Raw genomic sequence first — 15496 nt, forward strand, 5'->3', positions numbered from 1 at the left:
TATCGAATAAGGCATCACAGCATCGGCCCGGTCTGATTGACATCGGCGACTGACATCTTTAAAACGTCACCCAACTTGGCGATAGCGCTACGAGACACAGCAAGGACATGGACTGATGAGACAGCTTATAGGAAATTTCTTCTCGGTAGTTTGGCGAGTTCTCGCTGCCGTTTTTGGTCACTGGCAGGCTCCGCCCTGGATGCATTGGTGCATAAAGCATCCCTTTAAAGCCTTGGGAAGTTTACTGCTGCTATCTGTATTGACTGTGCTTTGCTGGGGCGGCTGGTATTGGTATCAGCATTTACCCAAGCCCTATACCCTGCACTATACGCTCAAGGCGCCGCGGCTGACCGATTACCACCAGGCCAAACCTCAGGTCGCTCCCTTGACCCTGACCTTCAGTGGTTCGGTCGCACCTTTGGATGTCATAGGCAAACCCGTCTCCAAGGGCGTCAGCCTCAGCCCCCAACTCGCCGGGCAGTGGCGCTGGGCCAGTGACAAGCATCTGCAATTTACTCCGGATAACGACTGGCCGATTGCGGAAAAGTTCGCAGTCAGCCTGGATAAGAAACAGCTGCTGGCAGACCATATCTTACTGGATAAATACCAGAGCGAATTCAGCACAGCCGCCTTCACGGCCACCATCTCTGAGGGGCGCCTGTACCAGGATCCGGCCCAGCCGAGTATTCAAAAGCTGGTCGCCACCCTGGCCTTCAGCCACCCGGTGGATACGGCTTCGGTCAAACCCCAACTGGCGATATTGCTGAGCCCCGGCTTGACCTACAGCGGCAATGGCGATACCGAAGTCACCTTCGACGACAAGCATCTGTTCGCTTACATACATTCTCCTGCGCTCGCCACGCCACTTGAGCAGAGCACTGTAACCCTGGAAGTCAGCAAAGGGATCCAGGCGGCCAGCGGCGGCAACAAGGCAGGCAAGAGCCAATGGCAAGTAGAGGTTCCCGGCCGTTATCAGCTGAGCTTTAAACAGGCTCAGGTCAACTTCGCCTACAACGACAAGGATGAACCCGAGCCGGTGCTGACGATGGAAAGCTCACGTCCGGTCAACGACGAAGCGCTTCAAGGCAAGGTACATGCCTGGTTGCTGCCGGTGAAAAATCCCAAGGGAAGCCGTCACTGGTATCAGGAAAATGTCACCGAACAGGTACTGGCCAAGGCCGACAAACTGACCTTGACCCAGATCCCCGGTGCCGAAGGCCTCAACCAGTTGCACAGCTTCAAGCTGAAAGCTCCGGTCGATCGCTACGTGGCGGTAATGGTGGATAAGGAAGTCGAAGGCCAAGGGGGTTATCTGTCCCGCGATGCCGTGCTGACTGTGCTGCGAATGCCGCAATATCCCAAGGCGCTCAATTTCCTCGGCGAAGGCTCCTTGCTGACGCTGGACGAAGATCAGCGCCTCGGCTATCTGGCCCGTGGTGTGCAAAAGGTGCAAATTGAGGTCGCCCAGCTACTGCCTGACCAGCTCAATGCCCTGATAGATCAAAGCTCGGGCAGCTTTGCCGAGCCCTACCTCAACAATACAGATTTCGACCGTTTGGTCACCCGTCAGGTGTTCAAGCAACAGCTTGCCGGGCGCGATCCCAGTAAGACGCTATACGGCAGCGTCGACCTTAAGCCCTTCTTCAAGGACAAGCGCGGCATCTTTGTGGTCAAGCTTACTCCGGCCGATGAAAGAGACAGCCAAACCTTCGACTATTACCAAACCGAGGCCCACGATCTGCGCTTTGTGGTCGTGACAGATCTGGGCATACTCGCCAAACGCAGCCGTGATGGCAGCCAGGATCTGTTCGTGCAATCACTCGGCAAGGGGACTCCGGTGGCAGGAGCCCGGGTGGCCGTCATCGGCCGCAACGGTTTAGCGGTAGCCGAGGCTTTGACCGATGAACGCGGTCATGCAAGCTTTGCCAAGCTTGGCGATCTGCGCCGGGAAAAGACCCCGCTCTACTATCGGGTCGAAAAGGATGGCGATCTCTCCTTCTTGCCGCTGGCTGATTGGCGTCGCCAGCTCAATCTGTCCCGTTTCGATACCGGCGGCAGCTACGAGAGCGACGATCCCGGCGCCCTGAGAGCCTACATCTTCACCGACCGCGGGCTGTATCGCCCCGGTGAGACGGCCCATATCGCCAGTTTGGTGCGGGGTCAGGACTGGAGTACCGCCCTGGGTGGCCTGCCGGTGAAAATGCAGATCACCGACCCCCGCGGTGTAACCGTGCTGGATCGCACCTTCAAACTCGATGGCAGCGGCTTTGACAGCCTGGATTTCAGCGCCGGTGAAACCGCGGTTGCCGGTGACTATCTCGCCACTCTGTCCCTCATCAAAGACAGATACCGCCTCACGCGTCTTGGGGATGTCACCTTCAAGGTGCGCGACTTCGAGCCGGATCGCATTAAGGTGCGGGTCTCTCTGGGCACCGACAAGCAGTTTGAAGGCTGGCGCAAGCCGCAGCAACTCAAGGCCGAGGTCTTGGCCGAGCAACTCTTCGGTGGCCCGGCGAGCGATCGCCGAGTCAGCGGCGAGATGGTGCTGTCACCAACAGATATTAGCTTCAAAGCCTGGCCCGGCTATCGCTTTGGGGTATTGGGCAAGCTCAAGGAATCGTTCCGCGAAGACTTGAGCGAAACCACCACAGACGGCGAAGGCAAGGCCAGCCTGGACTTGGCGCTGGACCGCTTTGCCGGCAGCACTTACAAGCTGCACTTGCTGGCTCGGGTATTTGAAGCCGGCTCAGGCCACGGTGTCAGCGCCCAAAACCAGCTACTGGTATCCGATGCCGACTGGTTACTGGGCTACAAGAGCGATGGCGATCTGGACTTCATCAGCAAAGACGGCAAGCGTGTGCTGAACCTGCAAGCCGTTGGCCAGGACCTTCAAGGTGTGGCTACTGAGCTCAAAGTCGAGCGTATCGCCAGGCGCTGGGTGTCTGTGTTGGTGAAACAGAATGACGGCACCTACCGCTATGAATCACGCCGCAAAGACAAACTGCTGGGCAGCACTGCCCTGAGTCTGGCCGCAAGCGGTGGCCAATTGGAACTCGACACCAGGGAGCCGGGTGATTACCGCCTGCGACTGCTGGATGAAAACGGCCGCCAGTTGAACCAAATAGATTACAGCGTTGCCGGCAGCGGCAACGCCAGTCGCACGCTGGAGCGCAACGCCGAGCTGGAACTGACGCTAAACAAAGCAGAATATCTGCCGGGTGAAAGCATTCAGGTAGCGATTCAGGCCCCTTACAGCGGCGCCGGACTCATCACCATAGAGAGAGACAAGGTCTACGCCTTCAAATGGTTCAAGGCCGACAGCACCCGTTCGTTGCAAAGCATTACCCTGCCGCAAGGCATTGAGGGCAATGCCTATATCAATGTGCAGTTCCTGCGGGCACCGGACTCGGAAGAAGTCTTTATGAGCCCGCTGTCCTATGCCGTGAAACCCTTTAAGGTGGATCTCGGTGAGCGGCGTCAGGCCATCGCCCTGAGCCTGCCGGAAAAGGTTAAACCCGGGACGCAACTGGATATCGACCTCAAGCTGCCAAGCAAAGCCAGAGTCGTGGTATTCGGGGTTGATGCCGGTATTTTGCAGGTGGCCCGCTATGAAGCGCCGGATCCACTGGCGCACTTCTTCGACAAGAAGGCTCTTAGCGTAGATTCGAGCCAAATTCTCGACCTACTGCTGCCGGATCTCAAGGTGCTGATGCGCCAGGCCGCACCCGGAGGTGACGCCGCAGCGCTGCTGGCAGCCAACCTCAACCCCTTCAAGCGCAAACGCGCCAAGCCTGTGGTCTACTGGTCGGGTATTCGTGAGTTGGCTGCCGGAGAGCAGCGGCTGCAATATACTGTGCCCGACAGCTTCAACGGCAGTATCCGCTTCTTTGCCGTCAGTGCCACCGAAGGCGGCATAGGCACCAGCGAGGCCAGTGTCGCGGTTAAGGCGCCTGTGGTGATGAGCCCCAATGTGCCGGCTTTCCTGGCACCCGGCGACAGCGCCGATGTGACTGTGGGACTCTATAACACAGAAGCCGAAGCGCAAGATGTTACCCTGACCCTCAGCCTGAGCGGCGCCCTTCGCAGCGACTTGCAACCGCAGCAGTTCCATATCGAACCGGGCCGAGAGGCCACGGCGCACTTTGCCGTCAAGGCAGGCGAAAATCTGGGTCAAGGGGAGCTCCACTGGAAACTCGCCACCAGCGAAGGCGAGCTCAAGATCAGCGAGAGCATCTCGGTGCGGCCGTTAACGCCCCACCGTTTAACCCTGGCCACGGCTGTGCTCGACCGCTCCGAAGCCAAGCTCAAACTTGACCGTCAGCTGTTTACGCCGTTCAGCAAGGTGGAAGCGGCCCTTGGCAACAGCCCGCTGGTGTGGGCTCAGGGGCTGAGCCACTATCTGGACAACTATCCTCACGCCTGTACCGAGCAGTTGGTATCCAAAGCCGTACCTGCGCTACTACTGGGCAAGCCTCAGGATAATCTCAATGACTTTAACCAACTCATTGGCCAGTTGCGTAGCCGCCAGAACAGCAGCGGCGGCTTCGGTCTCTGGGCCGCCAACCCGATAGTCGAGCCTATGGTGGCCTTGTATGTGGTAGACATGCTGCTGGACGCCAAGGCCCAGGGTTACCCCGTGCCCCAGGATCTACTGGACAAGGCCAACAGCTATCTGTCGAGCGTGAGCTCCGGCCCCAGCAGCGGCCTGGATGAGCTGCGCGAGCGTGCCTATGGCGCGTATCTGCTGGCCCGCCAGGGGGTGCAGGTAAGCGGCGCCCTGGCCGACATCCGCGAGCGTTTGCAGCGCTACTATCCCAAGGATTGGCAAGCAGACATCGCCAGTGCCTGGCTGGCCGCCAGCTTTACCCTGATGCAGCAGCAACAATTGGCCGAGCCGCTGTGGCAGGCGCAGAAGTGGCAGCTGCTTGAGGATAAGCCCCAGCGCCTAGGCCTCTACCTGGATCCCATGGTGCACGATGCCCAGCTGCTGACACTCATCGCCCGTCAGGCGCCACAGCGCCTGGATGACCTGCCGAAACAGCTGCTGCCGCGCATGGGTCAGTGGCTCAGCGAGCAGCGTTACAGCTCGCTGTCTGCCGGTACTCTGGTGCGGGCGCTGACCGCTCTGGATAACTCCCGTGGCGATCAGGGGCTGGCCATGCAAGCCCTGGTCGATAAGGCCTGGCAGGCACTGAGTCTACCCAAGGCCCAGCTGCCCCTCGGCAGTGAAGAGGTGAAATACCAGAAAACCGGCACTAATGATGCCTTCTATCTTCTCAGCCAGCAGGGATTTGACCAAAGCCCGGCCAAGCCTTTCAGCCAGGGGCTGGAGGTGAGCCGCGACTATCTGACCCTGGAACAGCAACCTCTTGGCAAGGTCAAGGTCGGGGATGAATTCCTGGTCAGGCTGCGGCTGCGCGCCACAGATATGGACAAGTTGCAGCAGGTGGTTCTAATAGATCTGCTGCCCGGCGGCGTGGAGCCGGTTTATCGTGACAAGGGTGACAGCTTCGACGGCTGGCAGCCGCCTGTGGGGATGGCTCAGCACAGCGACTGGTCGCCACAGTGGCTCAATGTTCGTGAAGACCGCCTGGTACTCTACGGTACCGCCTGGCGCGATGCCAAAACCTTTGTCTACAAGGTACGGGCCACCAATGTCGGCCAGTTCCAGGTGCCGCCCGCCTATGCCGAGGGGCTGTATGATCCCCTGGTTCAGGCTCAGGGCCCAAGTGGTGAGTTGGTGATTGAAGCGCCATGAAACGCCGCTATTTGTGCCTGCTGGCCCTGGCAGCCTTGCTGCTGGGGCTGAGACTCTGGCAGGCACAACCTTTTTCAAAGCTGGCGCCCAGTTCCCGCATGGTGTTGGCCGCCGATGGCAGTCTGCTGCGGTTGACGCTGGCCAGTGATGGCCAGTATCGGCTCTGGCAACCCCTGGAAGGGGTTTCAGACAACATGGTGCAAGCCATCTTGCTCAAGGAAGACCGCTATTTTTACTTCCACCCCGGCATCAACCCGGCGGCCACCGCCAGGGCGACAGTCGCTACCTATCTTAAGGATGATCGCCAGGGCGCTTCGACCCTGACCATGCAGCTGGCCCGGCGGGTTTACAACATCAACAGCCGCCAGGTTGCCGGGAAATTGCAGCAGATGCTGGCGGCGCTCTGGTTGGAGCTGCGTTACTCCAAGCATGATATTCTCGAGGCCTATCTCAATCTGGCGCCCATGGGCGGCAATATTGAAGGTGTTGGCGCTGCCAGCCGCATCTACTTTCATAAAGACGCCGGTCAACTTTCACTCAGTGAAGCCCTCAGCCTGGCGGTCATGCCGCAAAGCCCGGCGCGCCGCGCCCGTTTCGGTGCCGACTTTCAGGATGCCCGCGACCGTCTGGCGTTGCTCTGGCAGCAAAGCTATCGCGACGATCCCCGCAACAACGGCCTGTTGACCCTCACCGCCATCGGCCATGATCGCACTGAGCGGCCATTTCTAGCGCCGCATTTCAGCCGCCGCCTGCTGCGGGATAATAGTGACACCCAAATTCACAGCACTCTGGACGTCAGCCTGCAGACCTTGCTGGAGCGGCGCCTTGGGCTGTATATCGAAAGCCAGCGCCATCTGGGGGTCAAGAATGCCGCCGCAATCCTGGTGGACAGCCGCGATCAGAGCATCAAAGCCTGGATAGGCTCGGCAGACTTCTTCGATACCGATATCCAAGGCCAGGTGGACGGCGTCACCGCCCGCCGCTCGCCGGGTTCAACCCTGAAGCCATTTCTGTTTGGCCTGGGCATAGATCAGGGGCTCATACATCCGCTGAGCATACTCAAGGATGCGCCCACCGCCTTTGGCAGTTTCCAACCGGAGAACTTTGACCACAGATTTACCGGCCCCATCAGCGCCCACGACGCCCTGGTCAAGAGCCGCAATCTACCGGCCGTGTGGCTAGCAGGACAAGTGAACCAACCCAATCTCTACGGCTTCCTGCGCCAGGCCGGTATTCAGGGGCTCAGGGGTGAAAGTCATTATGGTTTATCCCTGGCGCTGGGCGGCGGTGAGCTGACCATGGCGGAGCTGGCGCGGCTGTACCTGATGCTGGCGAGCCAGGGCCATGACTACCCGCTGCGGGATCAACAAAGCCAGCCCATCAACCCGCAAGGAAAGAGGTTGCTGAGCCCGGCCGCTGCCTTTATGGTGCGGGACATACTCAAGGACAACCCCCGCGCCGACGGCCTGCCCGGCAGCAACTGGACAGTGGCCTGGAAAACAGGCACCTCCTGGGGGTATCGCGATGCCTGGAGCGCCGGTATCACAGGCCCCTATGTGTTGGTGGTCTGGGTGGGTAACTTCGATGCCACCCCCAACCCGGCCTTTGTCGGCGTCCGTACCGCCGGGCCCCTGTTCTTCGCCCTCAGCGATGCCTTGCAGGGCGCGCTGCCCGGCACGGCCGACATGGCCAATACGCCACCGGATACGGTGAAAAAGGTAGCCTTCTGCGCCGCCTCCGGCGAGCTGCCCAACCCTTGGTGCCCCAAATTGGTCGATGGCTGGTATATCCCGGGAGTTTCCCCCATCAAGATCTCCAACTTGCATCGCCCCGTGTGGCTGGATAACAAAACCGGCGCCGCCGTCTGCCCGCCCTACGACTCGGCAATTCACCACCAGGAGGTGTTTGCCTTCTGGCCATCAGACTTGGCGGCCCTGTTCGAGCAGGCAGGTTTACCCCGCAGGAGGCCGCCGGAGCTTCCGGTCGCCTGCAGCCAAAGAGTCGCGGTCAGCTACTCGGCCCCGCTTATCCGCTCCCCCTTGAAGGGCGTCACCTACAGCCTGCGCCAAAGCGTGGCCAATGAACACATAGCCCTCAAGGCCGACGCCGCCTCCGACAGCCAAATACTCTACTGGTTTGCCGGTAACAGCCTGCTCGGCCAGAGCCTGCCGGGCCAAACCCTGGAATGGCGCCCGCCCAGAGCAGGACGCTTCCAGTTATCGGTCAGCGACGACAAAGGCCGCAGCGCCAGCAGACTACTTCGAGTAGATATGCTGCCTTGAGCCCTCTCCCTTGGTGGCAAGGCTCATTTCTGCGACACGCAAACAAAAGGCTGATCGTTTCCGACCAGCCTTTTCCATTCAGAGTGTAAGACCAAGGCTTAAGCCTTGGCATGAGCCAATCGATAAGCTTTCTCGCTAAGCTTGTGTTGCTGCCGGCTCCAACATAAAGACCTTCTTATGCTGTCCCAAGAGTTGTTGCAGCAACTGATTGGTCTGTTCCAACGTCAGCTTATTCAGCGTGTTATCAGTCTCAGCCAGCTCCTGAAGTCGCCCTTCATCGGCCATGGTCTGTGCCAGAGCGGCGCTCCAAAAAGCGGCGCTTTGGCGCTGTTGATGCTGCAACACGGCCAGGGTTTGCCTGGCCTGTTTGAACTCGGCCACACTCATGCCTTCGCGCACCAGATGCTGCACTACAGTATCGGCGTCTGCGGCCAGCGCCTCGGCCCGCTCAGGCGCCGCGGTGAAGTTGAGCCGTCCCAGATAATAAGCCGCCGGGTCACGCGCCAATAGCTGCGACATCTGGATCACATAAACACCGGAAGCCTCGGTGCGCAGTTTCTGCCGCAGCCTTTGGTTCAGCACCTGTTCTATCAGTTGCATCGCCATGCTGTTTGCCGCACTCCACTTCGCATCCTGACTGTATTGGATTTGCACCATGGTTTTCGGGCTGCTGCTCCAGGGGTAACGGCGCTCCATAGACTCGGCCTTGGGGCGAATGTTGCGATCAGTCCAGCTCTGCGCTGTTTTGCCTTCCTGTTTGGCAAGATAACCGAACCAGAGGTTGGCCTGCTCGCCCAATTGCTTGAGCGGCAGATTGCCGCTGATGCTCAGCACCATGGTGCCCGGGTCATCCAACAGTTGCCTATCTAATTGCTCAAGCCTTGCCAGCTCTGATGCAGGGTCACTGCCCTGCATCAAGAGCAGCTCTCCGTTCTCAAAGGCGGCTTGTGTGATGGCATCCATAAAGCGCCGCTCGGCGGGCATATGATTCCGCTGTTGCTGAATGGCCTCAAGCTGCCTGCTCAAGGCCTCCTGGCAATACTTGGGTTGAGTCAAACGCAGGGCAAATAACTTGAGCAGCGGCGCCAGGGTATCGGCGGATGCCTGACCACGCAGGCCATGATGCAGCAGCTCGGCATAGGGGGTGATGCTGATGCCGTATTGCTTCTGCAAGGCCAGCAGATCCCGGCCCGAATATTCGCCGATACCGCAGGAGGATGGCAGGTAAAGCGCCTGGCTGACATAGCCCTTGGTGTTGTGGTTCTCCAGAGAGCGACCACCGGGAAGGCGCAGATCCAGCTGAATGTTATCGGTCAGCATAGGATCGCTGTGCAGCAGCAAGGTCAGGCCATTGGCCAGTTGCCAGCGCTCGCTGCGAACCTTGGGCAAGGCGCCAAGCGCCGGCAGTAATGCTCTATCCACGACCTTATTCATCGCAGGCGGCGTTAAGTCCAGTGTCAGTTGCCTGGGTTTGAGCGCAAAGGCGCCTGGCGTGCTCGCCAGCCCTTGCTGCCAGGCGGTCAGCAGGCTATTTTTATTGAGCTTTTCGGCGTCTGTGTCCGGCCCTATGAGGGCAATTTTGACCTCGGCCTGTTGCAGCAAAGACTGCACCGCCGCCTGCAGATGCTCGGGTGTGACCTCGGCGAGGAAGGTCTGGGTCATCTGCCACTCTTGCTGCTTGTTCAGCATAGGCATTTGAAAGCTGACGGCATTGGTCAGTTGCTCAAGCAGATAACCGCTGTCATAGCGCGACTCGCTCAGCGCCTGCTGTTGCAAGCGCGCCAGCAAGGGCGCCTTGACGGCATCCAGCTCAGCTTGGCTCACCCCTTGGCTCGCCAAACGTTTGAGTTCGGTGGCAAAGCGCTGCAACGCTGTGCCATAGTCGGCATCGAGCGGGTGCAGAATCGCCAGATGCTGAATTCGCGAGGGCGACAGCACCGCACTCTGATCGCCGAGCTGCGCCTTGGCAAACAGCTGTTCATCCACCATCAGGCCGAGACGACGATTCAGTACCGCCAGCCAGAGCCTGTCGAGCAGATCCCGCCATTGGCCGTTGACACTATTGAGCGGCGCGGGCAAGGGCTGTTGCAGCATGAGTTGGATAAAACGCTGCGATTGCTCGGGATCCAACACAGTTTGCAGTTGCACCTCGGCAGCAGAGGAATCGAAACAGCCCCAGTCGGCGGCGACTTTGCTGTCGCCCTTCGCCATAGGCCCGAAGAAATGCTCGATATGCTGCCGAGCGTCTTCGACATCGAATTCACCGGCCATCATCAGCACCATATTCTGCGGCTGATACCAGTCCTGATAATACTGCTTGGCCAGGGTCACAGGCGCATTGCGGATCACTTCGGGCAGGCCTATGGGATTACGCTCGGCCAGTTCGCTGCCTTGATAACGCAGTTGCTCCAGGGCGCTGTTAATCCTCTGCCCTAGCCCCTGACGCAGACGCCACTCTTCGATGATCACTTCCCGCTCGCGCTCAAACGCCTGGGGATCGAATGTCAGCTTATGGCCCCACTGGGATAAGATTTTCAGTCCCAACGCCACTTGCTGCTCATCGGGGGCGGGTAAAGACAACTTATAGACGGTGGAAGCAAAGCTGGTTACCGCATTGACATGACTACCAAGGCTGATCCCCTGCTGCTCCAGTTGTTTAAAGCTTTGCTGATCCGCAAACGCCTCTGTGCCCTTGAACGCCATGTGTTCAACAAAATGGGCCAAGCCTTGCTGGGCGTCAGTTTCCTGCAGCGAGCCGGCCTTGACCAGCAGCCTGAGTTCCACATTTTGCCGCGGATCTTTCCTGGGCAGCAGCATCACCTGTAAACCGTTGGCCAAGGTATAAGTTTGCAGATCTGGCCTCAGTGGCAAGCTGCCCTCGGCGAGTGGTTGCTGTGAAGTTGACTTTAGTTGTGACTGTGGTTTCGGCTCAGTAGTGCTTTGGCAAGCCAGCAGCAAACCGGCCAGCAAACATACTATCAAGGGTTTCATTTCAGGCCTCCCTCAGGCGGGTGATGTTGGCAGGTTGACATTGTTCATCCTGTTCCAGGGAAATAATCTCATCGGCCAGCTGATGCAGTGGCAATTGATGGCTGACCAACACTATGCAGGCCTTGGGCAACTCGGCACGCAAGAGTTGCAGCAGCGAAGTGGCGGCGGCTATGTCCAGTGCCGAGGTGGTTTCATCCAGCAGGATCAGCTCAGGGGCGTTGAGTAGCAACCGGGCAAACATTACTCTTTGCTGCTCGCCGCCCGATAGCCGCTGCAGCCAGTTATCTGTGTGTTCGAGCGTGTCCTGCAGCTCCCCTAAACCCACCTGTTGCAACACTTGGCGGCAACGTTCGTCGCTAAACCTCTGGGTGACAGCCGGATAACAGATGAGCGACTTGAGTGAACCTTCCGGCAGATAAAGGCGCTGGGATATCCAGCAGGGACTGACCCGAGTCGCCAGCTCCCCGTAATAGCCATCCCAGAAGCCTGCCAGAGTTCGCAGTAAACTGGTTTTCCCGATACCGGAGCGGCCGTGCAGTACCAGCAGCTTTCCCGGTGTGAGTGAAAGGCGCAGTCTTTGCAGCAGCGGCCGACCATCCGGCAACAAGAGATCCAGACTGGCCTGCAACAGCGGCACTGCCTGAGGTTCAAGCACATTGACACTTTTATCTGGGGCACTATCGGTTGCAGCTGAGGGCTTGGCGGCGACTGCCGCCTCGGGCCGCGGCGTATCGGCAAACAAACTGGCTTCAAAATGACTCAGACGCTCGACCGTAGCGCTCCAGCGCGCCAGGTCTTTATAGGCGTAGATAAACCAGCTGAGGGCACTGGCCACCTGGGTGAAGGCCATCTTTATCTGCATTAAACCGCCGAGCTGAATTGCCCCGGCAAGAAACTTGGGCAGAGCAAAGAATATCGGCGCCAACATGGTGACCTGGCTGTACCCTGTTGTGAAGAAGGCCAGATTACGCTCCTTGGACATCAAGGCGTACCAGTTTCCGGCTACCCGGGAGAAGCTTTGCGCCAGCGCCTGCTGCTCGCAGTCCTCACCTCGCTGACCGGCAATGGCTTCACTGTGGTTACGGCGCTGCACCAGGGCGATACGGAAATCCGCCTCACGCTTTTGCTGCTGAAAGTTAAGCCGGTGCAATGGTTTGCCCACCTTGTGGGTGATCAGGGTGCCTATCAGGGTGTAGAGCAGGCAGACCCACACCATGTAGCCGGGAATGGTCAACTCGGCATCGCCCAAGGGAATGCTGATCTCGCCGGACAGCGTCCAGAGGATCACCACAAAGGAGCCTATGGTGAGTACAGAACGCAGGAAGGACAACAGCAGATCCAGCGAAGTGTCCACCAGCAGGAAAACGTCCTCGGCGATGCGTTGATCCGGGTTGTCAGGCTCCTGCTGCCCCAGCTGGATTCGGTAATGGCGACTGTCCGGCGACAGCCAGCGGCTACAGAGATCCCGGGTCATCCATTCACGCCACTGAATAATTAGCTTTTTCTTCAGGTAGTCGGCGTACACCAACACCAACACCAAGGCGACTATGATCAGCATAAACTGCTGCAACAGGGGGTAAATCAGACTGCCATCCAACTGCTGCAGCGCGTTGAAGAAGTCGCCGTTCCACTGGTTGAGCTGCACGCTGAACCAGACCGAAGAGAGGCTTAAGGTCAACACCACCAGCAGCAATGCCAACGCCGGCAGCCGTTGCCGATTACACCAAAAGGGTTTTATCAAATGCCAGAACATGGCCAGATGTTTCATATCGGAAAATCCATCAATAGCAACGGGCGGCCGCTGGGCCGCCCGCCGAAGAGTCAGCTTAGTATTCGTAGTTCAACTGCAACCAGAACTGACGTCCCGGCTCATAGTTGAAATAGAGCTGATCCTGGTAAACAAAGGAGTCGTTGGCATTTTTGCGGTTGAGCAGGTTGTAGATCTCCACCGACACAGAAGCGCCCTTGGCAAACTCGGGCTGCCATTGCAACTTGGTATCCCAACGGAAGGTCGAGGCGTAGTCTACTTTGGCATACTTAACCAGATCCTTGCCGGTCTCGGGATCGCGGAAATAACCGTTCTGATCGCGACTGGCCTGCTCACGGCTGGAGGTCCAATGCAGCAGGTTATACCAGGTAAGGCCGTAGTCATCGAACTCGTGGGTCAGCTCCAGATCTATCTTCCAGGGCGCATTGAAGTCGGTGGCCGGTAAATCGGCCGCAGCAATGACCTTGCCGTCATACCAAACCTTATCGGCATCCACATTGAGACCGGATTCGAAATAGCTGTAACCCTCATCTTTTGGGGTGTTGCTCTTGGTTTCCTGCCAGGCGACCGAGAACTTGGCCTGGTGGTTTGCGCCCCAAAATTGAAGGGTTTCCCGATTCATCAGGGTGAAGATCACGCTGTCATGGCTGGTGCTGCCGCTGTTGTCGAAGGTGCGAATGGCGCGCTGCTCATAGTCATCAGTGCCGGGATACTTATAACGGCTGCGCACTTCATCACGGCCGTTGCGGTGCACATAGTTCAGCTTCCAGATGCTGTTGCCCCAAATCTGTTGAACGCCGGCGGTAAACTCGTCGTTATAGGGCGTTTGCAGCTCTTCCATCCCCTCATAATCCCGGGTCGGCATCCAGTCGTTGTCGGCAGAGTTGGGTTTACAGTCAAAGTAGCAATGCACCAGGCCACCGTTTTGGCCGCTGTAGAGAGCATAAGTCAACATGGAGCGACCATAGTAACGGTTGGCCCCGGCGGTCAGCAGGGTGTTGCCGTTGCCAAACAGGTTCCAGCTGCTGCTGAGTCTCGGAGCCAGATTATTGCGATTGACAAAGCCGTCGTGATCCAGCCGCAGACCAGGCCTGAAGCTAAAATCGCCCCAGTTGATCACATCTTCAACATAGAGGGCATACTGGCTGTGAGTGCTCTTGTATCTGCCTTCAAGGAAGGCATCGAGACGCAGTTGTGACCAGCCCATCATCTCCAGGCTGCCGTCGTAGTTGTTGCGGTAGTAAGTCTTGTCCCGGTTGAACTCGGCGTCGGTGTAACTGGCTTCGCCCCCGAGGGTAAAGGTGTGACTCATACCGGCCCATTTGAGGGGATCCCATTTCCACTTCAACTTGGCGGTACTGGTTTCCTGGGTAGAGTCCAGATCGCCCGGGCCTCCGGAGGAGTAGGAGCGATTGCTCTGCCAGTCCATCAATTGCACCCAGTAAGTCTGCTCGCCGGCACGCTTGTCTGTCATGCGGTTATAGTTGAGCGACAACTCCAGTGTCGAAGCGTCAAAGCCGTGCTCTATCTCCAGGGTAGAACTGTAGCCTTTGTGTTCATCGCGGTAGTCTGAATTGGCCACCCCGTTGAAGAACATGTCCGCCTCATAGGCCGAATAGGCCAGCGACAGATGCGCCGTGGTGCGTGGTGAAGCGTACCAGGTAAACTTGCTGAACAGATTGTCTGAGGTGCGCCGTTGATGCTTGAGGCCGCCGCCTGTCTTGAAGGCCACCAGCTCACCGTTGGCATCCAGTCCCACTGCGGTAGCAGGTACATTCATCATGGGGATTTTCGACTCACGCCGGGAAACCGAAGCCACAAAACCCAAGTCGTCGGTAATGCCGGTTTCAAAGCTCAGGCCATAGTTGCGCTTGCTGTAATCTGTCTGGAATCTGGCCGGTTGTGACAGGTCATTATTGGCCGAGTCAAACTGCAATTTGTCATCTATATGCACCTTGTTCCAACTGGCATCCGTTTGGCGGAAATAGACGCTGGCGGCAGTTTCCCCTTGCCAACTGCGGGTTGTGGCATCCACTACCCCGCCGGTAAAGCCACCGAATTCCACCGGAATATTGGCATCATAAAGGGTCACGCTGTCTATCAGGCGGCTGTCGACATACAAACCCTGCTCGTCGCTGGACAGACGGGCATTGGTGACCACGCTGCCATCGACCGGATCCAGGTCGTTGTTGATGCTCATGCCATCGAGCAGGAAGGCATTTTGATAGGCATTGCTGCCGTGAATGGAAATGTCGGCGGGTTTGATCTCCCCCTGATTCAGACTGCTGTTGGCGCTGTTGGAAAACTGCACCGCCGGATTGGACCTGAGCAAGTCGGTCAGGTTACCGTCACCGGTTGGGCGTTTTTTGATATCTTCCCGGGTCAGGGTTTCATGTTGGGTCAGGCCATTGTCGGCCTGCTCTCTGACGATTATCTCCTGTTGATCAGCCACATCAACCTGTTGCGCCTGAGCTACCGGCACTAATGCCAGACCACAGACTACAGCCGCGTGTTTCTTCATCCTCAATCCCTTTATTGTTAAAAAACAGCGATGCCGGTGCTGAACCCGCACCACTAAAGTGTGAGGTTGGCCAAAATAACCCGATCAAATACAAATGACAATTGTTATCATTACTATTTGCTGATAATGTCTCAAATCATGTCAACATTCTGGTGATGATGTGCGCAAAACCACAG

The 15496-nt window shown here is 58.0% G+C and carries 5 protein-coding genes; 2 read left to right on the top strand and 3 right to left on the bottom strand.

The genetic code is table 11. From position 1 onward, the window contains the following. Nucleotides 1-199: 199 nt before the first annotated feature. Nucleotides 200-5758, top strand: a complete 5559-nt coding sequence (locus E1N14_RS19635) for an MG2 domain-containing protein (protein WP_247601037.1) — start codon at nucleotides 200-202, stop codon at nucleotides 5756-5758. Beyond that, a complete protein-coding gene (gene pbpC, locus E1N14_RS19640) occupies nucleotides 5755-8040 on the top strand; it encodes a penicillin-binding protein 1C (RefSeq protein WP_025011340.1) in 2286 nt (761 codons plus the stop codon). The genes E1N14_RS19635 and pbpC overlap by 4 nt, the downstream gene beginning before the upstream one ends. A gap of 135 nt (nucleotides 8041-8175) precedes the next feature. On the opposite strand, the gene E1N14_RS19645 is transcribed toward pbpC, so the two are convergent. The 3 genes from E1N14_RS19645 to E1N14_RS19655 are packed head-to-tail and all read right to left on the bottom strand — an operon-like array spanning nucleotide 8176 to nucleotide 15320. Next, nucleotides 8176-11031, bottom strand: a complete 2856-nt coding sequence (locus tag E1N14_RS19645; RefSeq protein ID WP_037437348.1) for a M16 family metallopeptidase — start codon at nucleotides 11029-11031, stop codon at nucleotides 8176-8178. A 1-nt stretch (nucleotide 11032) separates the two neighbouring features. Next, the gene (locus E1N14_RS19650) at nucleotides 11033-12799 is read right to left on the bottom strand and encodes an ABC transporter ATP-binding protein/permease (RefSeq protein ID WP_025011342.1); all 1767 of its coding nucleotides are present in this window, start codon (nucleotides 12797-12799) and stop codon (nucleotides 11033-11035) included. A gap of 58 nt (nucleotides 12800-12857) precedes the next feature. Beyond that, a complete protein-coding gene (locus E1N14_RS19655; protein ID WP_025011343.1) occupies nucleotides 12858-15320 on the bottom strand; it encodes a TonB-dependent receptor plug domain-containing protein in 2463 nt (820 codons plus the stop codon). Between the last annotated feature and the right edge of the window lie 176 nt (nucleotides 15321-15496).

It is taken from the genome of Shewanella algae, from assembly GCF_009183365.2.
Classification (GTDB): domain Bacteria; phylum Pseudomonadota; class Gammaproteobacteria; order Enterobacterales; family Shewanellaceae; genus Shewanella; species Shewanella algae.

Coding starts and splice junctions, on each gene's coding strand:
- E1N14_RS19635 (WP_247601037.1), top strand. CDS start 200: ATGCATTGGTGCATAAAGCATCCCTTTAAAGCCTTGGGAAGTTTACTG.
- pbpC (WP_025011340.1), top strand. CDS start 5,755: ATGAAACGCCGCTATTTGTGCCTGCTGGCCCTGGCAGCCTTGCTGCTG.
- E1N14_RS19645 (WP_037437348.1), bottom strand. CDS start 11,031: ATGAAACCCTTGATAGTATGTTTGCTGGCCGGTTTGCTGCTGGCTTGC.
- E1N14_RS19650 (WP_025011342.1), bottom strand. CDS start 12,799: ATGAAACATCTGGCCATGTTCTGGCATTTGATAAAACCCTTTTGGTGT.
- E1N14_RS19655 (WP_025011343.1), bottom strand. CDS start 15,320: ATGAAGAAACACGCGGCTGTAGTCTGTGGTCTGGCATTAGTGCCGGTA.